We start from the raw sequence: 22492 nt of genomic DNA on the forward strand, positions 1-22492 counted from the left end.
CGATCTCGATGAGTTTCGTCGGGTCGGAGTCCAGGTCGACCATGTTCCCGGCCTCTTTCGCGGCCGAGGTGCCGGTGTTCATGGCCACGCCGACGTCGGCCTGGGCCAGGGCGGGGGCGTCGTTGGTGCCGTCGCCGGTCATCGCGACGAGCTTCCCGCCGGTCTGCTCCTTCTTGATCAGGGCCATCTTGTCCTCGGGGGTGGCCTCGGCGAGGAAGTCGTCGACGCCGGCCTCCTCCGCGATCGCCTTGGCCGTGAGCGGGTTGTCGCCGGTGATCATCACGGTGCGGATGCCCATCCGGCGCATCTCGTCGAACCGCTCGCGCATGCCCTGCTTGACGACGTCCTTGAGGTGGATGACGCCCAGGGTGCGGGCCGGCTGGCCCTCGACGTGCTCGGCGACGACGAGCGGCGTGCCGCCCGACAAGGACACCGCGTCCACAATGGACCCGACCTCTTCGGTCGGGCGGCCGCCGTTCTCGCGGACCCACTTCATCACGGCCGTGGCCGCGCCCTTGCGGACCCGCCGGTCGCCCTCGAGGTCCACGCCGGACATCCGCGTCTGCGCGGTGAACGGCACCCAGGTCGCGTGGGCGAGCTCGCCGGTGGAGCGCTCGCGCAGGCCGTGGTGCTCCTTGGCGTACACCACGATGGAACGCCCCTCCGGGGTCTCGTCCGCGAGGGAGGACAGCTGCGCCGCGCTGGCGAGGTCCTGGACGGCCACGCCCTCCACCGGCAGCAGGTCGCCCGCCTGCCGGTTGCCCAGCGTGATCGTGCCCGTCTTGTCCAGCAGCAGCGTGTTGACGTCCCCGGCGGCCTCGACGGCGCGGCCGGACATCGCCAGGACGTTGCGCTGCACGAGCCGGTCCATGCCGGCGATGCCGATCGCGGACAGCAGCGCCCCGATCGTGGTCGGGATGAGGCAGACCAGGAGGCTGACCAGGACGATGCCGGTGACGCCGTTGGAGTTGAGCGCGGCGCTGTCCGGCGCGAAGGCCTGCACACCCTTGGAGAAGATCGCCAGGGGCTGCAGCGTCGCCACGGCCAGCAGGAAGATGATGGTCAGCGAGGCGAGCAGGATGTTCAGCGCGATCTCGTTGGGCGTCTTCTGCCGGTTAGCGCCCTCGACGAGCGCGATCATGCGGTCGATGAACGACTCGCCGGGCTTCTGCGTGATCCGCACGACGATCCGGTCCGACAGCACCTTCGTGCCGCCGGTGACCGCGCTGCGGTCGCCGCCCGACTCGCGGATGACCGGGGCCGACTCGCCGGTGATCGCCGACTCGTCGACGGAGGCGATGCCCTCGATGACGTCGCCGTCACCAGGGATGATCTGCCCGGCCTCGACCACGACGATGTCGCCCAGCCGCAGGTCGCTGGCCTGAACGGTGGTGCCGTCCTGGCGGTGGGCGACGGTGTCCTGCTTGGCGCGGCGCAGGGTCGCCGCCTGCGCCTTGCCGCGGCCTTCGGCGACCGCTTCGGCGAGGTTGGCGAACAGCACCGTCAGCCACAGCCACACGGTGATGACCCAGGCGAACACGCTCGGGTGGATGACCGCGAGGACGGTGGTGAAGACCGAGCCGATCTCCACGACGAACATGACCGGGTTACGCCAGAGCGTTGCCGGGTTGAGCTTGCGCAGCGCGTCGGGAACCGACTTCCACAGCTGCTTGGGATCCAACAGACCCGCGGCAATCATGAGCTGCCGAGTCCTTCCGCGAGGGGGCCGAGCGCGACGGCCGGCAGGTACGTGAGCAGCACGACGACGACCGTGACGGCCACGACCATGCCGATGAACAAGGGTTGGTACGTCTTGAGCGTGCCCGTCGACGCCGGCACCGGCTGCTGGCGGGCGAGGGAGCCGGCCAGGCCGAGGACGAAGATGATCGGCAGGAACCGGCCGAGCAGCATGCACAACCCGAGCGCGGTGTTGTAGAAGTCGGTGTTGACGCTGATGCCGGCGAACGCGGAGCCGTTGTTGTTCGACGCCGACGTGAACGCGTAGAGCACCTCGGACAGGCCGTGCGCGCCGGGGTTGGCCATCGACGCGCGGGCCTTCTCGGAGCCCATCGCGATCGCGGTGCCGACCAGCACGAGCGCCGGTGTGGTGAGCAGGTAGAGCGACGCGAACTTGATCTCGCGGGCGCCGATCTTCTTGCCCAGGTACTCCGGCGTGCGCCCCACCATCAGCCCGGCCACGAAGACCGTGATGATCGCGAGGACGAGCATGCCGTACAGGCCGGACCCGACACCGCCGGGCGCCACCTCACCGAGCATCATGTTCAGCATCGTGACCATGCCGCCGAGCGACGTGTACGAGTCGTGGAACGAGTTCACCGCACCGGTCGACGTCAGCGTCGTGGTAGCGGCGAAGGTCGCCGACTGCGGCACCCCGAACCGGGTCTCCACACCCTCGCTCGCCGAACCGACCGCGGTCGGGACGGTGCCCGCGTGGTGGATCTGCAGCACGTTGAGGGCGATGACGCTGCCGATGGCCAGGATCGCCATGATCCCGGCGATCGCCAGGCCCTGGCGCTTGTCGCCGACCATCCGGCCGAAGACGCGCGGCAGGCAGAACGGGATCAGCAGGATCAGGAAGATCTCGAACCAGTTCGTCCATCCGGTCGGGTTCTCGAACGGGTGCGCGCTGTTGGCGTTGTAGAACCCGCCACCGTTCGTCCCCAGCTCCTTGATGACCTCCTGCGAGGCCACCGGCCCGCCGGTGATGTGCTGCGCCGTGCCGGCGAGAGTGGTCACGTCGGTGCCGGCGGAGAGGTTCTGCACCACGCCGCCGGCGATCAGCACGAGCGTGCCGAGGACCGCGACGGGCAGCAGGATGCGGATGCTGACGCGGACGAGGTCGACCCAGAAGTTGCCCAGCTGGTCGGTCTTGGCGCGGGAGAAGCCGCGCACCAGGGCGACGGCGACAGCAACACCGACGGCGGCGGAGACGAAGTTCTGCACCGCCAGGCCGCCCATCTGGACCAGGTGGCCCATGGTGGCCTCGCCGGAGTACGACTGCCAGTTCGTGTTCGTCACGAAGCTGACCGCCGTGTTCCACGCCTGGTCGGGTTTGACCGGGTCGAACCCGAGGCTGAGCCACAGATGGTTCTGCAGGCGCTGGAACAGGTACAGGAACAGGATCGACACGGCCGAGAACGCCAGCACGCTGCGTGCGTAGACGCCCCACGACTGCTCGCCGTCGGGGTTCACGCCGACGGCCCGGTACAGCACCTTCTCGGCGCGCAGGTGCCGCACGGACGTGATCGCCCGGTACATGTAGTCCCCGAACGGCCGGTACAGCAGCACCAGCACGAGGACCAGCGAGGCGATGAACAGCACGCCCGCCAAGGTGGGGCTCATCAGAACCGCTCCGGGAAGAGTAGGGCAGCGATCAGGAACGCGGTCAGGGCGACCGCGAGGACGAGGCCGACGAGGTTCTCGGCGTTCACAGCCGCTCCACCGCCCGCACCGCCAGGCCGAGGACCGCGAACAACGCGATCGTCAGCAGCACGAACACCACATCAGCCACGGGGGCTTGCCTCCTTATGTGCATGGACCGACGACGCGAACCCGTCGCCGTAGAGCCAGACGCGCATCCGGACCACGTCCCGCCGGTGCCGCGCCACCCGGTACGCCAGCGCGCCGAGCCAGCCGGCCAGGGCCGAGCCGGCGAGCACGCCGAGACGGGCCGCGTCCGCGGCGCCGTCCCAGGTCAGCGCGCCCAGCCGGTTCACCAGGAACCCGTCGAGCACCGACCAGGCGATGCCGGCCGTGGCGAGGGCGGCGATGAGGTCGCCGCCGAAGGCACCGATCGCGGCGACGCACAGCGCCATCGCAACCAGCCTCGCGACCAGTTCCGACGGCGCGATCAGCGCCGCGGCGGCCAGCGCCGCGGCGACGACCGCCGCCGAGCCGGCGGCGAGGGTGATGCCGGTCGGCGCGGAACGCAGCCGAACCAGCCACCATGTCCCGTTCATCGAGCACCCCGCTCCCACACTCGCGCCAGGGGCCTTCCGTCCGGCCCGCTGCCAGTGAAGACCGGGCGGTTTTCGCTGCCCAGGTGTCTTGACAGAATCCCTACGCGGTGGGTGCGTTTCTTGACGCGCTCTTGATGCCGCTCCCGCGGCCCGCCGGTCTACCGTCGGTTGCGTGGTCGAGCGTCAACGCCGCGTCGTCGTCGGCGTCTCCCAGTCCCTGGCCGGCCTCGCGGCCATCCGCTACGCGATCCGGGCGGCGCGCGAGCGCGGCACACCGCTCTACGCGCTGCGCACGTGGGCGCTGCCCGCGCACTGGCGCGGGCCGGCGGTGGATGCGTGGCAGTACGAGCTGAGCCTGGAGGCCCGCCGCTACGTCGTCGGTGCGTTCGACGCGGCGCTGGGCGGCCCGCCCGACCTCGACGTCTTCGTCGCGGCGCCGTACGGCCGCGCCGACCACGTCCTGACCGCGACCGCCGACGGCGAGGACGACCTGCTGGTGCTGGGCGGGCGCGGCGGCTTCTGGCGCCGCCCGAGCTGGATCGTGCGCGGCTGCATCGGCGCCGCGCGGTGCCCGGTCATCGTGGTGCCGCCGCCGGCGATGGCCTCGGACGCGGGCCCCTTGGCGCGGCGCCGCCTGTTCCGCGCGGTCGCACGCCTCAATGATGTCGGCGACGCGCGCCACCACGAGCGACCTCGGCGCTGAACCAGGTCAGGTTCCCGGCGCCGGGCACATCTGTCACGCCTTGGTGCAGGTGGTGCCGTTGACGGTGAAGTCGCCAGGTGCGCGTCGATCTTGGGCCTTGTCTATGTACTGCGCCTCGCTTAATCAACAGCGACCCGATGTGATCATGAACTAGGCTGCGAGGCGTGCTTGCCGACGCCCTGGACCGCTACCGTGCCGCCGACGCCGCCGAGGAGAGCGACGTCGAGCGGGTCCGCGCGCTGCTCGCCGGGCCCGGCGACCCGTGGACGCGGGCGAGCCCGTTGCACGTCACCGCGTCGGCGTTGATCGTGCACCCGCCGAGCGCGCGGGTGCTGCTGCGCTGGCACGAGCGGCAGCGGGCCTGGCTGCACGTCGGCGGGCACGCCGACGACGGCGAGACCGACCCGCTCGCGGTCGCGCTGCGCGAGGGGCGCGAGGAGACCGGCCTGTCCGACCTCGCGCCGTGGCCCGACGCCGGCATCGTGCACGTGGTGATCGTGCCGGTGAACGCCAAGGGCGACGAGCCCGCGCACGAGCACGCCGACGTGCGCCTGGTCCTGGCCACCGCCACCCCCGACGAGGCCCGCCCCGAGCGGCCGAGCGCGCCGCTGCGCTGGCTCACCGTCACCGACGCCCTCGCCGCCACCGGGGAGCCGAACCTGCGCGAGACGATCACCCGCGCGGCCCGGCTCATGACGCCCGGCGGCTGATCGGGTCGGGGAGCACCAGGAGTACCGACAACACCAGCACGGCACCGAGGGACACCGCGTTGCCGATGCGGTCGGCCGCCGGGAAGACGGCCAGGTGATCCACGTGCCACAGGAAATGCAGGGCGTTGAACACCAGCCAGGCGGCGCCGGTCATGCGCAGCGCCTGCGGGGTCGGGCGCAGGGCGGACCAGGCGGCCAGCACACACAGCGCCAGGTAGAGGGCGCCCACGTCGCGGACCAGGTGCTCGTTGTACGGGCCGATGGTCGACACCCAGCGGCGGCCGGGCAGGGGAAAGTCCGAGTAGAACGAGAACGGCAGGAACGCCGCCCACGCGCCGACGACGACGGCGGAGGCGGCGAGCAGGGCGGCGGCCGCCCGCTTGACGGCCAGGGTCACGGTCATGCGGCATGGACGGGGCAGCGGCGGCGAACGTGACGCCGGGCCGTTGATCCTTCTCAGCTCCCGTTGATCCTTCTCAGCTAAAGGGCCGTATGGACGATAAAGACGGCACTGTACGGTACCCGTCCAGGCGGTAGAGTCCGGCGCAATGAAGGAGTGCCGTGAGCACATCCCGTGAGGAGCGGACGCGCCCGGCGCCCTCGGCCGCCGTGCTGGGCGACCCTATCCTGCGCGCCCTGCTCGCGCTCACCGCCGCCTGCACCGTCTGGTATCTGCTGCCCGGCGGGGGCGCTGACGCCAAGCTGGCGCTGTTCTGGCCGATCCAGGTGCTGCTCGACGTGGTGTTCGCCGTCCTGTCGGCGCGGATGAGCGCAATGCCGGCCGCCGACCGCTCGGCCCGGCGGTTCTGGCGGTTGATCTCCACCGGCGCGGTGCTGTTCACGGTCGCCGACACGGTCCAGGGCGCGGCCACGTTCGCCAACCCGGTCGCCGGCATGGTGCAGGGCGGGCCGGTCCAGTCGGCGCTGGTGACGCTCGGCTCGCTGGTCACCCTGCTCGCGATGGTGCTGCACCCCACGCGCACGGCCGGGCGGGAGAAGCTGCGGTTCGTGCTCGACGCCGCCACAGTGGTCGCCGCGACGGCGGTCTTCGTCTGGTACCTCTCCCCGACCGTCGACGTGCGCCGGGGCGGCGTCGCGCTGCTACTGCCCTTGGCCTCCGCCGGCGCCAGCCTGGCCGGCTCGTTCGGCCTGGTGAAGCTCATCCTCGGCCGGAACATGCCCTTCGCCCCGTTCGCCGGCTGGTGCGCCGGGCTGGCCGGGCTGCTCGTCGGGCTCAGCACCGGGCTCACCGGCGCGCTGGTGGAGGTGGCCCGGCCCGAGGTGGCGATGCTCGCCCGGCTGGTGCCGTGCGTGCTGCTGGCCGCGGTGCCGCGGATCAACGAGGTCATCCTGCGCGCCGACCCGGACATCCTGGCCCGCCGCCCGGCGCGGCCGTTCAGCCTGCTGCCGTACTTCGGCGTCGCCGGCGTGTTCGCCCTGCTGGTCGTCGCGCTGTCCGACGGCGCGCTGACCGTGCGGGTGTGGGGCGTCGTCGTCGGGGTGGTGCTGGTCACCGGGATCGTGGTGACCCGCCAGCTCGTCGCGTTCGCCGACAACGCCCGGCTGCTCGGCGAGGTCGACCGCAGCATGCGGGCCCTGGCCGAGCAGGAGGAGCGGTTCCGGGCGCTGGTGCAGCACTCCTCCGACGTCACCGTCATCGCCGGCCCCGACCACGTCGTCTCCTACGCCAGCCCCGCCCTCGAGCGCACGCTCGGCGTGCCGGCCGAGGCGGTGATCGGCCGGCGCATCGAGGACCTGGCCGCGCCCGGGGAGCTGGCCGCGCCCGAGGGCCACGACGCGCTGCGCGCCCAGCTGGCGGGCCTGCTCGCCCGGCCCGGGACGAGCACGACGCTGCGGCTGCGGGTCCCGCACGCCGACGGCACGGTGCGCTGGCTCTCGGCGGTCGCCACCAACCTGCTGCACGTGCCGAGCATCCGCGGCGTCGTCTACAACGCGCACGACATCACCGAGGTCGTCGCGTTCCAGGACCGGCTGCGCCACGAGGCCACGCACGACCCGCTGACGGGCCTGGCCAACCGCGCCCTGTTCGCCGAGCGCATCGCCCTGGCCGGCGGCACGGCGGCCGTCATGATCATCGACCTGGACGGCTTCAAGGCGGTCAACGACACCCACGGCCACCACGCCGGCGACGCGCTCCTGCGGGCCGTCGCCGGGCGCCTGCGCGCCTGCGTGCGCCCGGGCGACACGGTGGCCCGCCTCGGCGGCGACGAGTTCGCGGTGCTGCTGCCGGGCGCCACGCCGGCCTACGCGCGGGAGCTGGCGGCCCGCGTGCACGAGGCGTTCGCCGAGCCGGTCCCGATCGACGCGGTCACGGTGGCGATCCGGGCCAGCATCGGCGTCGCGCACGGCGCGCTGGCCGCCGCCGAGCAGCTGCTGCGCGACGCGGACGTCGCGATGTACTCCGAAAAGCACGGCCGCGACCGCGAGACCGCCGCGAGGGTCTGACCCCGTCGGCTCATGTGACGCACGCCACAGCTGTCGATCACGCGTGGTGACGGCGTGGGAACATTTCGCCGTGTACGACAGCATTCCGGCGCTCGTCGAACGGATGCAGGGCGAACTCGCGCGGCTGGGCGAGCGGGACGCGCGGCGGTACTTCCTCGCGACCTACCTGCGGACCACCGTTGCCGTGGCCGAGGAGATCGAGCGGGGCGGGTTCCTCGACGGGGAATGGCTGGAGCGCTGGGATCTCATGTTCGCCCAGCTGTACCTCGACGCGCTCGACGCCGAGCTCGCCGGGCGACCCGTGCCGGCGCCGTGGCGGATCGCGTTCGACGTGGCGCGGGACCGGCCGGACCTGCCACCGCTGCGCCATGTGCTGCTCGGCATGAATGCCCACATCAACTACGACCTGCCCCAGGCCCTCGTCGCGGTCATCGCGCCCGAGGAGTTCGACGAACCGGCGACGATGGCGAGGCGGGAGCGCGACCACACACACGTCGACACGGTCCTGCTCGCCCGGGTCGGTGCCGAGGACGACCAGATGCGGGCCGCCTCGCGCGTGAGCCTGCTCGACCGGGTGCTCGGGCCGCTCAACCGGGCGGCGACGCGGCGGCTGCTGGCCGAGTCGCGGGCCAAGGTGTGGCACAACACCGGCGTGCTCGATCGGGCGCGGCGGGAGGGAGCACAGCGGTACGACACCGTGCTGAAGGACCTCGAAGGGCTCTGCGCCGCCAAGCTCGTCGAGCTGACCGCGCCGGGCCAGGTGCTGCTGCGCCTCGCCCGCCGCGGGTTCGGCGTGCGCCTGAATGAACGCAGCCCTGCCGGGTAGTCCGGCGCGATGCGCTGGATGCGGGAGCGTGGGCTGGCCGGGGAGCTGGTGGCCGAGTTCGCCGGCACCATGATCCTCATCCTCTTCGGGTGCGGCGTCGTCGCGCAGGTCATCGGGGCCGGGCTCGGCGGGCACGACAGCATCGCATGGGCGTGGGGTTTCGGGGTCATGTTCGGCGTGTACGTCGCCGGGCGGATCAGCGGCGGGCACCTCAACCCCGCCGTGAGCGTGGCACTGGCGATGTTCAGCGGGTTCGAGTGGCGCAAGGTGCTGCCGTACTCGCTGGCGCAGACGGCCGGCGCGTTCGTGGGAGCGCTGCTCGTGCGCTGGAACTACGACACGATCCTGCAGGCCGTCGACCCGCGGCACACCACCAAGACGCAGATCGTGTTCTCGACGTTGCCGGGCAACGGGACGCTGCCCGTCGACCCGGTCGGGGCGTTCCGCGACCAGGTCATCGGCACGGCGATCCTGCTGTTCCTCATCCTCGCGGTGACGGACACGTTCAACCTGGCGCCGAAGGCCAACCTCATGCCGTTCGTCGTCGGGCTCATCGTGGTGGCGATCGGCATGGCGTGGGGCGCCGCGGCCGGATACGCCATCAACCCGGCGCGCGACTTCGGGCCGCGGCTGGCCTCGTTCCTGACCGGGTACGGCGGCGCGTTCGTCGACCAGACCGGCTATCCGTACTTCTGGGTGCCGATCGTCGCCCCGATCCTCGGCGGCATCATGGGCGCCGCCCTGTACCGGGTGGCGATCGGGCGGTTCCTGCCGGCGCCGCAGCGCGAACCGGGCAGGGTGGAGGTAGAGCCGTGACTGAGTACATCGGCGCCGTCGACCAGGGCACCACCAGCACCCGGGCGATGGTCTTCGACCACGACGGCGGCGTCGTCGCCCGCCACCAGATCGAGCACCGGCAGATCCTGCCGCGGGCCGGCTGGGTCGAGCACGACCCGGCCGAGATCTGGCGGCACACGCAGGAGGCGATGCGGGAGGCCTTCCAGGGGTACCAGATCCGGGCCCTCGGCGTCACCAACCAGCGCGAGACGACCGTGGTGTGGGACCGGCGCACCGGCCAGACCTTCGGCAACGCGATCGTGTGGCAGGACACCCGCACGGACCGGATCGTCGACGCGCTCGATCACGACCGGCGCGGCGAGATCGTCAGCCACCGCAGCGGGCTGCTGCCGGCCACATACTTCTCCGGGGCCAAGCTGCAGTGGATCCTCGACAACGTCGACGGTGCGCGGGACGCGGCCGAGCGCGGCGACGCGCTGTTCGGCACGATGGACACCTGGGTCCTGTGGAACCTCACCGGCGGGCGGGTGCACGCCACCGACGTGACCAACGCCAGCCGGACCATGCTCATGGACCTGGATACCCTGGACTGGGACGACGAGCTGCTGGGCTTCTTCGGGGTACCGCGGGCCATGCTGCCGCGGATCCGCCCGTCGAGCGACCCGGAGGGCTACGGCACGACCGGCGACGGCGTGCCGATCACCGCGGTGCTCGGCGACCAGCAGGCGGCCACCGTCGGGCAGGTCTGCTTCGCGCCCGGCGAGGCCAAGAACACCTACGGCACCGGGAACTTCCTGCTGCTCAACACCGGCACCGAGCCGGTGCGCTCCAAGCACGGGCTGCTCACGACGGTGGCGTACCAGCTCGCCGACGAGCCGCCGGTGTACGCGCTGGAGGGCTCGATCGCCGTCACCGGCGCCGCGATCCAGTGGCTGCGCGACCAGCTGCGCATCATCGACACCGCGGCGCAGAGCGAGGAGCTGGCCGCGAGCGTGCCCGACAGCGGCGGCGTGGCCTTCGTGCCCGCGTTCTCCGGCCTGTTCGCGCCCTACTGGCGCGCCGACGCGCGCGGCGCGGTCGTCGGGCTGTCGCGCTTCAACACCGGCGCGCACCTGGCCCGGGCGGCACTCGAGGCGATCTGCTACCAGTCCCGCGACGTCGTCGAGGCGATGGAACAGGACTCGGGCGTGGCCCTCGGCGTGCTCAAGGTCGACGGCGGGGTCACCGCCAACGACCTGTGCATGCAGCTGCAGGCCGACATCCTCGGCGTGCCGGTCAGCCGGCCCGAGGTCGCCGAGACCACCGCGCTCGGCGCCGCATACGCCGCCGGGCTCGCCGCCGGCTACTGGGGCGACACGGACGAGCTGCGCGGCAACTGGCACGAGTCGCGCCGCTGGCAGCCGGGCTGGACGGCGGCGCAGCGCCGCGACGGGTACCACCAATGGCGCAAGGCCGTCGAACGCACGCTGGACTGGATCGAAATCGAGGCCTGAGATGGACACCGGGACCATGTCACCGGCCGCCCGCGACGCGGCCATCGCGGCGCTGACCGGCGCGGAGCTCGACGTCGTCGTGATCGGCGGCGGCGTCGTCGGCGCCGGGTGCGCCCTGGACGCGACCACCCGCGGCCTGTCCACCGGGCTGCTGGAGATGCGCGACTGGGCCGCCGGCACGTCGAGCCGCTCCAGCAAGCTCATCCACGGCGGGCTGCGCTACCTGGAGATGCTGGACTTCCGCCTCGTCCGCGAGGCGCTGCACGAGCGCGGGCTGCTCCTGAGCCACTTGGCCCCGCATCTGGTACGACCTGTGCCGTTCCTCTATCCGCTCACGCACGCGGTGTGGGAGCGCGGCTACGTGGGCAGCGGGCTCGTGCTGTACGACGCCATGGCGGGCCGCGGCCCCGGCGCCCTGCCGCACCACCGGCAGCTGACCCGGCGCGGCGCCCTGCGCGCCTGCCCGGCGCTTCGCCCCGACGCGCTCACCGGCGCCCTGCAGTACTGGGACGCGCAGGTCGACGACGCCCGGCACACCCTGTTCGTGGCGCGCACCGCCGCGGCCTACGGCGCGCACGCGGTGTCCCGCGCGCAGGTCGTCGGCTTCCTGCGCGAGGGCGGACGGATCAGCGGCGTGCGGGTGCACGACCTCGAGCGCGACCGCGAGTTCGAGGTCCGGGCCCGGCAGGTGATCAACGCGACCGGCGTGTGGACCGACGACGTGCAGGCGATGATCGGCGAGCGCGGCCAGTTCCGGGTGCGCGCCTCCAAGGGCATCCACCTGGTGGTGCCCCGCGACCGGATCCGCTCCACGACCGGCGTCATCCTGCGCACGGCGACGAGCGTGCTGTTCCTCATCCCGTGGGGCCGGCACTGGATCATCGGTACCACGGACACCGACTGGACCCTGGACAAGACGCACCCGGCGGCCACCCGCGGCGACGTGGACTACCTGCTGCACGAGGTGAACCAGGTCCTCGCCACACCGCTGCGCCGCGACGACGTCGAGGGCATCTACGCGGGCCTGCGCCCGTTGCTGGCCGGCGAGTCGGAGCCGACGTCGAAGCTGTCCCGCGAGCACGTGGTCTCCGCGCCGGTGCCCGGGCTCGTCGCGGTCGCCGGCGGCAAGTACACAACGTACCGGGTGATGGCCGCCGACGCCGTCGACGCGGCCGTGCACGGGCTGAACAACCCGGCGCCGCCCTCGTGCACGGACCGGGTGCCGCTCGTCGGCGCCGACGGGTACACGGCGCTGTGGAACCGGCGCGAGACCCTCGCCGCCGATAGCGGCGTGCACGTAGCCCGGATCGAGCACCTGCTCGGGCGGTACGGCACCCTCATCGACGAGGTCCTCGCGCTCGTCCGCGCCGACGCGCGCCTGGCCGGGCCGATCCCCGGCGCCGACGACTACCTCATGGCCGAGGTCGCCTACGCCGTCGACGCCGAGAGTGCGCGGCACGTCGAGGACGTGCTCACGCGGCGTACGCGGATCTCGATCGAGACGTTCGACCGCGGCCTGGAAGCGCTGGAGCCGGTCGCCACGCTCATGGGCGAGCGGCTCGGCTGGACGGCGGAGCAGGTCCAGGGCGAGATCGACGGATACCGGGCGCGGGTGGCGGCGGAGCGGGCGTCGCAGGACGAGCCGGACGACGAGGCCGCCAACCGGGCCCGGCTGGCGTTTGTGTAGGTAACCTACGTAGTATCCTACGGATGTGAGCCCAGATCCGTCGCCCGCCGCGGCCGCCGCGGCGCGGGACCTCGTCGTCGTGTTCCGCCGCCTGCGGGCCCGGCTGCGCGAGCTGCCCTCCGGCGGCCTGACCCCGTCGCAGACGTCGGTGCTGGTGCGCCTGCACCGCGACGGCGCCTCGACGACCACCGCCCTGGCGCTCGCCGAGGGCGTGCGATCCCAGTCGATGACGGCGACGCTCAGCGCGCTCGACGACCTCGGCCTGATCGAGCGCTCCCCCGACCCCGACGACGGCCGGCGGCACATCATCGCGCTCAGCGCGGCGGGGCGGGCCAAGGCGAGCGCGGACAAGCAGGGCCGGGGCGAGTGGCTGGCCCGGGAGCTGGACCGCCGCTTCGACGCTTCGCAGCTCGAGACCATCAGTGCAGCACTCGCCCTGCTCGGCGAGCTTGCTTAGACGAGTTTGCTCACACGAGTTTGCTTAGATCAGTTTGCTAGAGAGGAACCATCCATGTCCGACGCCCGTCAGGTCCTGCTCGTCATGGACTTCCAGCAGGGCATCGTCGCGCGGCTCGGCAACGAGGCCGTGCTCGCCGCGGCCGGCCGCGCGGTCGAGGCCGCCCGAGCCGCCGGCGTGCCGGTCATGTTCGTGCGGGTCGCGTTCCGCCCCGGCTTCCCGGAGGCGGCCGAGTCGAACCGGACGTTCGGCGGCATCCGCGGCACCGGCGACGCGATGACCCAGGACAGCCCGCTGACGCAGATCCATCCCGCGCTCGCGCCGCGCCCCGACGAGCCCGTCATCGTCAAGCGCCGCGTCAGCGCCTTCAGCGGCAGCGACCTGGACGTCCTGCTGCGCGGCGCGCGGGCCGGCTCGCTCGTGCTGGCCGGCATCTCCACCAGCGGCGTGGTGCTGTCAACGCTGCGCCAGGCGGCCGACCTCGACTACAGCCTCACGGTCCTCGCCGACGCCTGCGCCGACCCCGACCCGGAGATCCACCGGGTGCTGACCGAGAAGGTGTTCCCGCGCCAGGCCGACGTCGTCGGGGTCGACGAGTGGGCCGGCACCCTGGCGCCGGCTCAGCCCGTGCGGTAGCCGCGGTTCAGGCGGTCACGAGCAGGCGGGTCGGGGCGTGCACGATCGGGTCGTGGTCACGCCACGGCGGGTCGGGCTCGGCGAGCGTCAAACGGGGAAACGCGTCCAGCAGCGCGGCGAGGGCGGCCCGCGCGGTGAGGCGGGACAGCTCGGCGCCCGGGCAGTAGTGGCGGCCCAGCCCGAACGACAGGTGCGGGTTGGGGCGGCGCGCGACGTCGAAGCGGTCCGGGTCGGGGAAGCGGGCCGGGTCCCGGTTCGCCTCCGCGGTCATCACGACGAGCTCGGCGCCGGCCGGCACGGAAACGCCGCCGAGGACGACGTCGCGGGTGGCGCGGCGCAGGACGCCGAGCACCGGCGGGGCGAGCCGTGCGCCCTCCTCGACGGCGCCCGCCGCCGGTGCGGGCCACAGGTCACGGGACAGCAGGGCGTGGACGGTGTTCACGATGAGGTTCTGCGTGGTCTCCACGCCGGCGAAGAGCAGCATCAGGCTGTGTGCGGGCACGAGGTCGTCGTCCGCGCCCCATGCCGCCCGCAGGGCCGTCGGGATCGGGGCGTCCACCGGCGTGCGCAGCGCGGCGGTGACGGCGGCGATCGCGTCCAGGCCGGCGCCGCGGGCGGCCCGGTCGCGCGCCGCGGCGTCGGCCCGCTCCAGGGTCCGGGCGTGTGCCAGGAACTCCTGCGTCGCCGGGCCGGGCTGGCACAGCAGGCCGGCGATGACCCGCGCCGCGAGGGGGTGCGCGAAGTCGGCCAGCACGTCGAAGCCCGGCCGGGGCAGGGTGGCGACGAGCCCTGCGGCCAGCTCGGCGACCGGCGAGGCCAGATGACCGACCGAGCGAGGGGACAGCGCCCGGGCGACCGGGGCCCGCCGGGGGGCGTGCTCGGGCGGGTCCAGGAAGAACAGCCAGCGCGCCGACAGCCGGGTGAAGTCGGACAGGCGGTCGCGGTCGGCCGGCGGGACCTGCGGCACGACGGCGGAGGAGAACGCAACGGGGTCCTGCAGCACGGCGACGACGTCGTCGTAGCGGGTGACCACGAAGCGTTGCAGACGGTCGCTCCAGGCCGTCATAGCAGGATGTCCACCGCCTCGACGGCGGTGGCGAAGCACTGGTCGCGGTCGCCCTCGAGCGTGAAGTACGGCTGCGAGAGGCGGTCGAGCTCGCGTCGGCAGGCGTCGTAGAACTCGCGGCGCTGCGATGGTTGGTTGCTGATGTTGGGGCCGACGAACGGGACGTCGGGGGACGTCAGCAGGTACAGGTCGGCTGTCGGGCGGTCGGCGGCGTCGACGAGCCACTGCGGCGCCGCGCCGAAGAGGCGGTCGGACCACAGGCGGGCCGAGAGGATGTCCGTGTCGCAGATCAGCACCCGGCTCGCCCGGCGGGCCAGGAGGTCCTCGGCGGCCTGCTGGCCGAACGCCGCCCGGGCGACGTCCACGGGGGCGACCGGGAAGCCGACGGGGGTGCGCAGTCGCTCCGGCACCCAGAGCGTGTCGTAGTGCGCCGCGAGACGGACGGCGAGGGTGGTCTTGCCCGAGGACTCGGGGCCGATCAGGCAGACGCGCTTCGTGTACCAGGCCCGCACCGGCGGCGGCAGGTAACGCTCGTATGCCCACGGGTCGGCGCGGATCTGCGTGCCCGACACGGGGATGATTTCGCGGTCCACCCCGACGTAGCTCGCCCGCAGGCGACCGGCCAGGGCGTAGGCCCAGTTCTCGCCGGCGAAGACGTAGTCGGGGTGGACCTCCGACAGGATCCGCTCGGTCCACCTGAGCTCGTTCACGTCCGGGCCGGGCGTGTCCTCGATCGCGGCGACGTGCGCCCGCGGGAACAGCTCGGTCAGCCAGGCCTGGCGGACGGGCCACGGCACCGGGTCGTCCGGCGTGACGCGAACGAAGATGTAGACCTCGCCGGCGTGGGCGCTCGCGAACTCGATGAGGTACCGGTGGCCGTCGTGCACCGGCATGAAGCGGCCTGGCACCACGGCGGTGCGCTCGGCGCCGCCGGGGTGGGGGCCGAACCGTTCTGGCGTGAACCCGGCCGTGCGCACGGCGCGGGCCGCCGCGGCGGCGGCGTCGCGCTCGGCGTCGGTCGGGGGCTCCGGCTCCGGCTCGTCGTCGTAGTAGGCGAAGCTGGAGCCGTACCAGGCCAGCGGGGGCGGGCTCGCGGCGAGCGTCATGCCCCAGAGGCTACGAGGGCTTCGCAATCACGGCGAAGCGGTTCTCGGTGCGGCGCGCGAACTTCATGAAGCCGCGCAGGCCCGGGATGCCCTCCATCAGGCCGAAGATCGGGATCAGCATGACCACGGCGACGGGTTCCCACCATTTGCGGCGGCCGTCACCGGAGACCTCGGCGTTGACGCGCAGGCCCTCCCAGTACATCCACACGACGTACGCCATGTTCAGCGCCCACACCGGGATGACCAGCGCCGTCACCGGGGACGTGTTCGGGTCGGCGATGAGCACGCCCAGCAGCATGATCACGCCGACGTTCTGGATCGGGCCGACCACCCACGACAGCACTGAGTAGCCGAGCAGGACCCGGTTGCGCAGCTGCAGGGAGCGGTTGAACACGAGCGCGGCCAGTCCCCAGGACCAGCGCTCCCGCTGGCGGAAGAAGTCGCGCATGGTGGCCGGCGACGCGCCGTAGCAGCGGCCGGCGAACCAGGCGCTGTGGCCGGGGTACCGCGCGCTGAAGATGAGGGCGAACTGCGCGTCCTCGACGAGGCTGCGCGGTCCGAAGTCCCAGCCGATCGTGGCCTCGATCGAGGCCCGCACGAGCAGCAGCTCGCCGTGCACGCCGGCGCGCGGTGTGCCGCTGCCGGTCCAGGCGGAGAAGCGGCCGACGTCCTCGGCCGGGCGGGCGGAGTCGGCGAGCCAGGTGAGGCGGTTGCGGGCGTACTCGCGCGGATAGGTCAGGATGCCCTGTGCCAGGTGCCGGGGCGGCCCCTCGCCGCCGGCCGCCTGCTCGGCGATGAACCGGGCCATGGCCAGGGCGGTATCGGGGCCGACGCCGGTGTCGTCGTCCATGTGCAGCACCCACACGTCGTCGCGCGCCTCGCCCTCACGGATGCGCTGCTCGTGCAGGTAGTGGCTGGCGCGCGCCTTGAAGCGGGTGCCGTTCGGGGTGCGGTACGCCTCCGGCACCGTCACCAGGCGCACCGCGTCACTGCTCGCGGCCAGCTCGGCGATCCGCTCGGCGGCCTCGCAGCCCTCGTCGACGACGAGGTCGATGCGCAGGCGCGGGAAGCAGCGCGGCAGGTGGTCCAGGTAGGAGCGCACCGAACGCTCCAGCGCCGGGTAGGTGTCGTGCCGCCCCACGGTCGGCACGGTGACGACGAGCAGGTCGTCACTGGTGGTCACGCCCTGCCCGGCCCAGCGCCCGGCGGAGCGGCGCAGCGCCTGCCGGGTGCGGCGGATGCCGATGATCCCGGTGATGGTGGTGAAGATCGGCCATGTCCACAGCACCGTCAGCGGCCAGCCGAGGGTGCCGGGTGTCGGGCCGTTGGACCAGTAGTCGCTGGCCACGATGACGATGTACGCCACGATCAGCGGGAGGTATCCCGGTCTCCACCGGGCCAGGCGGCGGTAGACGTCCGCCGCGCGCCGCGCACCGACCACGCGCGGCGCCGCTTGGCCCTCCTCCTCGAGCCGGGCGTCCCAGTCCGGACTCAGCGCCTCGGGTTGTCCCACCAGGGGCAGGTACCCGCGGACGCCGCGGTGTTGGGCCGTACCTTTGGGGGACTATGCCGCCGGGGGACTACGCCTTCGCCACGGCGCCGCCGAAGACGGCAGCTTCGCGCGCGGTGGCCTTGATCCCGTCTGGGCCGTTGAAGACGCGCTCGCCCCACTCGGTGAGGCGGCCGGGGTCGAAGCCGTCGGCCATGTCGAGGTACTCCACGCCGCCGCTGTTGCCGCTCCACGACCACGCGAGGTAGCCGATCCCGCGCTGCTGCGCGCCGCTCATGATGGTGTCCTCGTCGACGTCGCCGTCGGTGTGCTTCCACCCGAACTCGCCGACGACGAGCGGCAGGCCGGTGCGGCGGAACGCGTCGTAGTAGTCGGTCACCTTCGCGGCGGTGCTGTAGACGCCGTACATGTGCACGGAGAACACGGTGTTGTGCCGCGGGTCGCTGGCGAAGACCGCCGGCGCGTTGTCGCGCATGACGCCGGACCAGTCCTGGCCCCAGTTCGGCGCGTCGACCATGAGCAGGTGGCGCAGGCCGGCGGCGCGCAGCCGGGCGATCGCGCCCTTCGTGTCGGCGGTCCAGGCGTCGGTGCCCTGGTTGCCGTAGGGCTCGTTGCCGATGTTGACCACGACGTAGTCCTCCTGGCCGGCGAGCACGTCGCGCAGCCCGGTCCAGTAGTCGGCGGCGGCGTCGAGGCTCACGGTGCCCGGCTGGTCGCCGTGCCCGGTGGTGTCGTGGTACTCCAGCACGCAGATGAGCCGGTTGGCCTTGCACTTGGCGATGACGTCGGCCACCTGGCCGGCGCCGGTGCTGGCGGTCAGCACGACGCGCACGGTGTTGGCGCCGAGCCGCTTGATGTCGGCGAAGGCCCCGTCGCGCCCGCCGTGCCAGGCGTAGCCGTGGCTGACGCCGCGCATGACGAACGGGCGGCCGCCCGCCTCGACGATGTTCTGACCGCTCACATGCAGGCCGCCGCCCTCACGGGGCGACGGCGCGGATCGGCCGGACTTGGCCGGCTTGTGCATGGCGAATACGACAACGAACGCAATGAGCAGAGCGCACACAGCACCCAGCATGACCGCAGACTTCCTCAAGGATTCTCCGTCGACGTCGGCAATAGGATGACCGGCCGCAGATCCGGCGACGCGCGGTGAAGTGTACGGGCGGGAAGCTCACCCGCCCACTCACCCGCTGGGCGCGGCAGAACGGTCACCCTGCACTCGGCCTGCTGTACCTCAGGCGCTCGTCAGGGCCGTGACGTCAGCGACGGACAGTCGTCAGGCGAACAACACTCAGCGGGCGCGGGTACGGGCGGCCTCCGCGCGCAGGGCGGCGTCGTCGCGCGGTACCGGCTCGATGAAGACCTCGCCGACCGCGGCGAAGCGGTCGGCGAGCAGGGCGTGGAAGCGCACGCAGGCGTGTTCGGCGCCGCTGGAGGACACGGCGTCGGCGAAGTCGACGCGGGCGCAGACGAGCACGCGGCCGGTGCCCATCATCATGGTCCGCACGTCGACGACGGAGGCGACCTCCGGCTGCTCGGCCAGGCAGCCGGCGATCTGGCCGACCAGGCGCGGGTTGGCCTGCCGGCCGATGAGCAGCACGCCGTTGGTGCGGGCCAGTTCGAAGGCGACCACGATGAGCAGCGCGGCGATCGCGAGCGCGGCGACACCGTCCCAGAGCTCGTCGCCGGTGAGCTGGCGGGCCAGCAGGCCGGCGCCGGCGAGGGCCAGGCCGATGAGCGCGGCGGCGTCCTCGAGGATCACCGACTTGACCGTCGGGTCCTCGGGCTCGCGGAGGTAGGCGGTCAGCGTCGTCGACGCGGCGCGGGACTCGCGGCGGGCCCGGCCGTACGCCTGGGTGAGCGACACCGACTCGCTGGCCGCCGCCAGGAGGATCACGATGTAGCCGACGTAGGGCGCAGCGGTGTCCGCCTCGCCGCGCACGATGGTCGAGACACCCTGGTAGACGGAGAACCCGGCACCGAGGCCGAAGATGGCCATCGCGGCCAGCAGGGACCAGAAGTACCGCTCCTTGCCGTGGCCGAACGGGTGGCGCGGGTCCGCCGGGCGCCTCGAGCGGCGCAGCGCCGTCATGAGGAACACCTCGGTGGTGCAGTCCCCGACGGAGTGCGCGGCCTCGGCGAGCAGGCCGGCGGACGCGGTCAGCACCCCGGCCACCGCCTTGATCACCGCGACCACCAGGTTCACCAGCAGCGCGATAACGACGGTGCGCATGCTGTCGTCACGCGCATCGCCCGCCATGCGCGTCGTCGTACCCGCGCCGGGTCACCCGGAAACGCCACCCCCGGGCGGCTCGGCGAGCGTCGCGGCCGCCTGCTGCAGGTTCGCCCCGATGCGCCACGGCGATGTACCGCTGGTCGTTTCCGGGGCGGCCGGAGGGGTACGCCCGCGGCATGGCCCTCGACGTGACCACCCCGACCGGACGGCACGCGGCCGGCCTCGGCGTGCTCGACACGATCCGGTGCGCCGGCGGGGTCATCGCCCCGGTCCTCGCGCAGGGCGTGGTCCGCCGCCGCAACCGCGTCGTGCGCCTCGCGCAGCGCCTCGACGCCGACCGGCGCGCCGCCCGCCTCCTGACCCGGTTGCGCGAGCGGTACGGCGCCGGGCCGCTGCGGCTGCGCGTGCCCGGGCGCAGCGTCGCGGTGCTGCTCGACCCGGCCGACGTCGACCGGGTCCTGGCCGGGTCGCCGGAGCCGTTCGCGCTCGCCACCGTCGAGAAGGTCGCGGCGCTGCGGCACTTCCAGCCGCACGGCGTCCTCGCCTCCACCGGCGAGCTGCGCACGGCCCGCCGCCACTACGTCGAGACGGTCCTGCAGGCCGACGCTCCGGCGCACCGCCTCGCCGGGCGCATCGGCGTCATCGCGCGGGAGGAGGCCGACCGGCTGCCCGCCGGGCCGGCGCTGGGCTGGGCGGCGTTCGACGCGATGTTCGCCCGGGTCGTGCGCCGGGTCGTGCTCGGCGATGCCGCCGCCGGCGACACCCGGCTCACCGCCGAGCTCGACCGGCTGCGCAACGCGGCGAACTGGTCGTACCTGCGTCCGCGGCAGGAACACCTGCGGGCCCGCTTCCAGCGAAGGGTCGAGGCCTACGTGCGCGCCGCCGAACCGGGCAGCCTCGCCGGCGTCATGGCCGCCACACCGGCCGCCGACGGCGTCGATCCCGCCGGGCAGGTGCCGCACTGGCTGTTCGCGTATGACTCCGCCGGCATCACGGCGTTTCGCACCCTGGCGCTGCTCGGCTGCGACCCGTCGCGGCTGGCCACCGCCGCCGGCGACGAGGGGCCGCTGTACCCGTACCTGCGCGCCTGCGTCCAGGACACCGTCCGGCTGTGGCCGACGACCCTGTTCGTGCTGCGCCAGAGCACCGAGCCCACCGACTGGGGCGGCGTCGAGCTGCCCGCCCGGACCACGTTCGTGCTGCCCAGCTCGTACCACCACCGCAGCGACGACCTCGGGCACGCTGCCGATGCGTTCGCGCCCGAGTCCTGGCTCGCCGGCGCGCCCGGGCGCGGCTGGACGGTGTACCCCTTCAGCGCCGGCCCGGGCGTGTGCCCCGGCCGCAACCTGGTCCTGCTCACCACGGCCACGCTGCTGGCCCAGCTGCTGCGCCGCTTCCCCGCCCTGCACACGCCGCACCGGATGCGCACACCGCTGCCGCGCACTCTCGACCACACCGGCCTCCGACTGGCCCTCACATCATGAATGCGTGAGGGCCACGCCGTCAGGTCAGTGCTGGCCCGTCGGGTGCCCAACCACGCCGGTGTCAGCCGAGGGTGAGCTCCAGGTTGGCCAGTCCGCGCGACGGGCTGTAGTGGTGGGTCGGGCGGGTGCCGGGCGTGAGCCGGTAGCTGGGGATGCGGGCGTGCCACTCCTCGATGGCGAGGTTGAGCACGCGGCGCGCGACGTACATGCCGAGGCACCGGTGCGGCCCGACCGCGAACGCGAGGTGCCGGGTCGAGGTGCGGTCGAAGTCGACCTCGTCGGGGTTGTCGAACACGCCGGGGTCGCGCCCGGCCATTCCCCACGACAGCATGACCCGCTCGCCCTTGCGCATGGTGACGCCGTGGCGCTCGACGTCCTGGGTGAGCACCCGGCCGGTGGTCACGATCGGCTCGTGGCGCAGCAGTTCCTCGGTGACGACGGCGGTGCGCTCGGGCGCGCCGGCGACCTCCTTCTGTACCTCCGGATGCTGCGCCAGGTAGTGGAACATCAGCCCGAGCGCGGCGGTCGTGGTGTCCAGCGCCGCCACCATCGTCACGAACGCGGTATTGATCATCTCGTCCTGGGTGAGGCTGCGCCCGTCGAAGCTGGTCTTGATGAGCTGGCTGAGCACGTCGCGGCGGCCCTCGACGCCCTCGGCGCGGCGGCGGTCGATCGCCTCGCTGAAGAAGTCCTGCAGGGGCCGGTTGGCGGCGAACAGCTCCTCCTGGTTGCGCGCGTTCGGGATGCCCTCGCGGCGCAGCCAGTTCTTGTGGTCGAGCATCGACTGGACGTACTCGCGCCCGATGCCGAAGGTGATGATGAACGTCTCCGCGGGCAGCTTCACCGCGACCTCGGACATGAACTCGACCCGGTCGCGCCCGACGAGCGGCTCGATGGTCTCGACCACCGCCTGGCGGATCTGCGGCGTGAAGTGGTTGACGACGCCGGGGTTGAACAGGTCGGACAGCGCCACCCGCCACTTGCGGTGCTCCTCGCCGTCCAGCTGCACCGGGATCTGCTTCTCCGGGAAGAACTGCCGGTGCGGGATGGCGACCTGGGCGCTGGAGAAGATCTCCGGGGTGCGCGCCGCCCACTCGATGTCCTCGTACCGCGTGAGGATCCAGAACCCGCCGGCCTCCTCGGAGCGCACGATCGGCGCGCGGTCGCGGATCTCCGTGAAGTACGTGACCGGGTCGTCCTGCAGCCACGGCTGGTAGACGCTCCACTGCCGGATTCGCTCCTCGACGGTCGCCGGCCCGCTGAAGGGGCACTCCGCGTTCGTCATCGTGGCACTCCTCGTCGCTCGTCTTGCCGGCCAGCCTGGGCGGCCCGGC

General features: G+C 72.8%; 21 protein-coding genes. 10 read left to right on the forward strand and 11 right to left on the reverse strand.

Going from position 1 to position 22492, the window contains the following annotated elements; all coding sequences use genetic code 11:
• The 4 genes from kdpB to ABD901_RS29200 all read right to left on the reverse strand — a co-directional run.
• The coding region (gene kdpB, locus ABD901_RS29185; RefSeq protein WP_345131317.1) for a potassium-transporting ATPase subunit KdpB at positions 1 to 1699 on the reverse strand (1699 nt) is incomplete at its 3' end.
• The gene (gene kdpA / locus ABD901_RS29190) at positions 1696 to 3363 is read right to left on the reverse strand and encodes a potassium-transporting ATPase subunit KdpA (protein ID WP_345131319.1); all 1668 of its coding nucleotides are present in this window, start codon (positions 3361 to 3363) and stop codon (positions 1696 to 1698) included. The genes kdpA and kdpB, both read right to left, overlap by 4 nt.
• Positions 3363 to 3452 (reverse strand): K(+)-transporting ATPase subunit F, encoded by a 90-nt coding sequence (gene kdpF / locus ABD901_RS29195; protein ID WP_344617409.1) that lies wholly within the window; start codon positions 3450 to 3452, stop codon positions 3363 to 3365. Before kdpF ends, kdpA begins: the two co-directional genes overlap by 1 nt.
• 72 nt (positions 3453 to 3524) lie before the next feature.
• Entirely contained in the window at positions 3525 to 3980 is a 456-nt protein-coding gene (locus tag ABD901_RS29200; protein ID WP_345131321.1) for a hypothetical protein, read from the reverse strand.
• A 172-nt stretch (positions 3981 to 4152) separates the two neighbouring features.
• Between ABD901_RS29200 and ABD901_RS29205 the strand changes: the two genes are divergently transcribed.
• Positions 4153 to 4683: a universal stress protein gene (locus ABD901_RS29205; protein ID WP_345131323.1), complete on the forward strand. Its 531-nt coding sequence runs from the start codon at positions 4153 to 4155 to the stop codon at positions 4681 to 4683.
• Positions 4684 to 4847: 164 nt separating this feature from the next.
• Complete coding sequence (locus tag ABD901_RS29210) at positions 4848 to 5393, forward strand: NUDIX hydrolase (RefSeq protein ID WP_345131325.1); 546 nt, start codon at positions 4848 to 4850, stop codon at positions 5391 to 5393.
• Here the strand turns inward: ABD901_RS29210 and ABD901_RS29215 are convergent.
• The gene (locus ABD901_RS29215) at positions 5374 to 5796 is read right to left on the reverse strand and encodes a hypothetical protein (protein WP_345131327.1); all 423 of its coding nucleotides are present in this window, start codon (positions 5794 to 5796) and stop codon (positions 5374 to 5376) included. The two genes, ABD901_RS29210 and ABD901_RS29215, sit on opposite strands and share 20 nt — an antisense overlap.
• A 158-nt stretch (positions 5797 to 5954) precedes the next feature.
• Here ABD901_RS29215 and ABD901_RS29220 point away from each other — a divergent pair, with 158 nt between their 5' ends.
• From ABD901_RS29220 to ABD901_RS29250, 7 genes are all read left to right on the forward strand, one after another.
• Positions 5955 to 7859: a diguanylate cyclase domain-containing protein gene (locus tag ABD901_RS29220; RefSeq protein WP_345131328.1), complete on the forward strand. Its 1905-nt coding sequence runs from the start codon at positions 5955 to 5957 to the stop codon at positions 7857 to 7859.
• 70 nt (positions 7860 to 7929) lie between these two features.
• Positions 7930 to 8685 (forward strand): DUF5995 family protein, encoded by a 756-nt coding sequence (locus ABD901_RS29225; protein ID WP_345131330.1) that lies wholly within the window; start codon positions 7930 to 7932, stop codon positions 8683 to 8685.
• A gap of 18 nt (positions 8686 to 8703) precedes the next feature.
• Positions 8704 to 9501, forward strand: a complete 798-nt coding sequence (locus ABD901_RS29230) for an MIP/aquaporin family protein (RefSeq protein WP_345131331.1) — start codon at positions 8704 to 8706, stop codon at positions 9499 to 9501.
• Positions 9498 to 10976 (forward strand): glycerol kinase GlpK, encoded by a 1479-nt coding sequence (gene glpK, locus ABD901_RS29235; RefSeq protein WP_345131333.1) that lies wholly within the window; start codon positions 9498 to 9500, stop codon positions 10974 to 10976. The genes ABD901_RS29230 and glpK overlap by 4 nt, the downstream gene beginning before the upstream one ends.
• 1 nt (position 10977) lies before the next feature.
• Positions 10978 to 12663: a glycerol-3-phosphate dehydrogenase/oxidase gene (locus tag ABD901_RS29240; protein WP_345131335.1), complete on the forward strand. Its 1686-nt coding sequence runs from the start codon at positions 10978 to 10980 to the stop codon at positions 12661 to 12663.
• Positions 12664 to 12688: 25 nt separating this feature from the next.
• Positions 12689 to 13120 (forward strand): MarR family winged helix-turn-helix transcriptional regulator, encoded by a 432-nt coding sequence (locus tag ABD901_RS29245; protein WP_345131336.1) that lies wholly within the window; start codon positions 12689 to 12691, stop codon positions 13118 to 13120.
• Positions 13121 to 13174: 54 nt separating this feature from the next.
• Positions 13175 to 13756, forward strand: coding sequence for a cysteine hydrolase family protein (locus ABD901_RS29250; protein WP_345131337.1), 582 nt, complete (start codon positions 13175 to 13177; stop codon positions 13754 to 13756).
• Positions 13757 to 13763: 7 nt separating this feature from the next.
• On the opposite strand, the gene ABD901_RS29255 is transcribed toward ABD901_RS29250, so the two are convergent.
• The 5 genes from ABD901_RS29255 to ABD901_RS29275 form a co-directional block, all read right to left on the reverse strand.
• Positions 13764 to 14822, reverse strand: a complete 1059-nt coding sequence (locus tag ABD901_RS29255) for a cytochrome P450 (RefSeq protein ID WP_345131340.1) — start codon at positions 14820 to 14822, stop codon at positions 13764 to 13766.
• Positions 14819 to 15928, reverse strand: coding sequence for an AAA family ATPase (locus ABD901_RS29260; RefSeq protein ID WP_345131341.1), 1110 nt, complete (start codon positions 15926 to 15928; stop codon positions 14819 to 14821). Before ABD901_RS29260 ends, ABD901_RS29255 begins: the two co-directional genes overlap by 4 nt.
• 10 nt (positions 15929 to 15938) lie before the next feature.
• Entirely contained in the window at positions 15939 to 17441 is a 1503-nt protein-coding gene (locus tag ABD901_RS29265; protein ID WP_345131343.1) for a glycosyltransferase family 2 protein, read from the reverse strand.
• A gap of 67 nt (positions 17442 to 17508) precedes the next feature.
• A complete protein-coding gene (locus ABD901_RS29270; protein WP_345131347.1) occupies positions 17509 to 18531 on the reverse strand; it encodes a glycoside hydrolase family 5 protein in 1023 nt (340 codons plus the stop codon).
• A 198-nt stretch (positions 18532 to 18729) separates the two neighbouring features.
• The gene (locus tag ABD901_RS29275; protein WP_345131349.1) at positions 18730 to 19698 is read right to left on the reverse strand and encodes a cation diffusion facilitator family transporter; all 969 of its coding nucleotides are present in this window, start codon (positions 19696 to 19698) and stop codon (positions 18730 to 18732) included.
• 152 nt (positions 19699 to 19850) lie between these two features.
• Here ABD901_RS29275 and ABD901_RS29280 point away from each other — a divergent pair, with 152 nt between their 5' ends.
• On the forward strand, positions 19851 to 21158 hold the full coding sequence (locus ABD901_RS29280) for a cytochrome P450 (protein WP_345131351.1): 1308 nt from the start codon (positions 19851 to 19853) through the stop codon (positions 21156 to 21158).
• A gap of 61 nt (positions 21159 to 21219) precedes the next feature.
• Here the strand turns inward: ABD901_RS29280 and ABD901_RS29285 are convergent, their stop codons facing one another.
• Positions 21220 to 22443 (reverse strand): cytochrome P450, encoded by a 1224-nt coding sequence (locus ABD901_RS29285; RefSeq protein ID WP_345131353.1) that lies wholly within the window; start codon positions 22441 to 22443, stop codon positions 21220 to 21222.
• Positions 22444 to 22492: the final 49 nt, after the last annotated feature.

This window comes from Dactylosporangium darangshiense, assembly GCF_039537565.1.
Lineage (GTDB): Bacteria > Actinomycetota > Actinomycetes > Mycobacteriales > Micromonosporaceae > Dactylosporangium > Dactylosporangium darangshiense.

Excerpts from the sequence above, each read along its gene's own strand:
- ABD901_RS29230 (WP_345131331.1), top strand. The coding sequence starts at position 8,704 with ATGCGGGAGCGTGGGCTGGCCGGGGAGCTGGTGGCCGAGTTCGCCGGC.
- ABD901_RS29250 (WP_345131337.1), top strand. The coding sequence starts at position 13,175 with ATGTCCGACGCCCGTCAGGTCCTGCTCGTCATGGACTTCCAGCAGGGC.
- ABD901_RS29285 (WP_345131353.1), bottom strand. The coding sequence starts at position 22,443 with ATGACGAACGCGGAGTGCCCCTTCAGCGGGCCGGCGACCGTCGAGGAG.
- ABD901_RS29260 (WP_345131341.1), bottom strand. The coding sequence starts at position 15,928 with ATGACGCTCGCCGCGAGCCCGCCCCCGCTGGCCTGGTACGGCTCCAGC.
- kdpA (WP_345131319.1), bottom strand. The coding sequence starts at position 3,363 with ATGAGCCCCACCTTGGCGGGCGTGCTGTTCATCGCCTCGCTGGTCCTC.
- ABD901_RS29215 (WP_345131327.1), bottom strand. The coding sequence starts at position 5,796 with ATGACCGTGACCCTGGCCGTCAAGCGGGCGGCCGCCGCCCTGCTCGCC.
- ABD901_RS29275 (WP_345131349.1), bottom strand. The coding sequence starts at position 19,698 with ATGGCGGGCGATGCGCGTGACGACAGCATGCGCACCGTCGTTATCGCG.
- ABD901_RS29255 (WP_345131340.1), bottom strand. The coding sequence starts at position 14,822 with ATGACGGCCTGGAGCGACCGTCTGCAACGCTTCGTGGTCACCCGCTAC.
- ABD901_RS29240 (WP_345131335.1), top strand. The coding sequence starts at position 10,978 with ATGGACACCGGGACCATGTCACCGGCCGCCCGCGACGCGGCCATCGCG.
- ABD901_RS29200 (WP_345131321.1), bottom strand. The coding sequence starts at position 3,980 with ATGAACGGGACATGGTGGCTGGTTCGGCTGCGTTCCGCGCCGACCGGC.
- ABD901_RS29280 (WP_345131351.1), top strand. The coding sequence starts at position 19,851 with ATGGCCCTCGACGTGACCACCCCGACCGGACGGCACGCGGCCGGCCTC.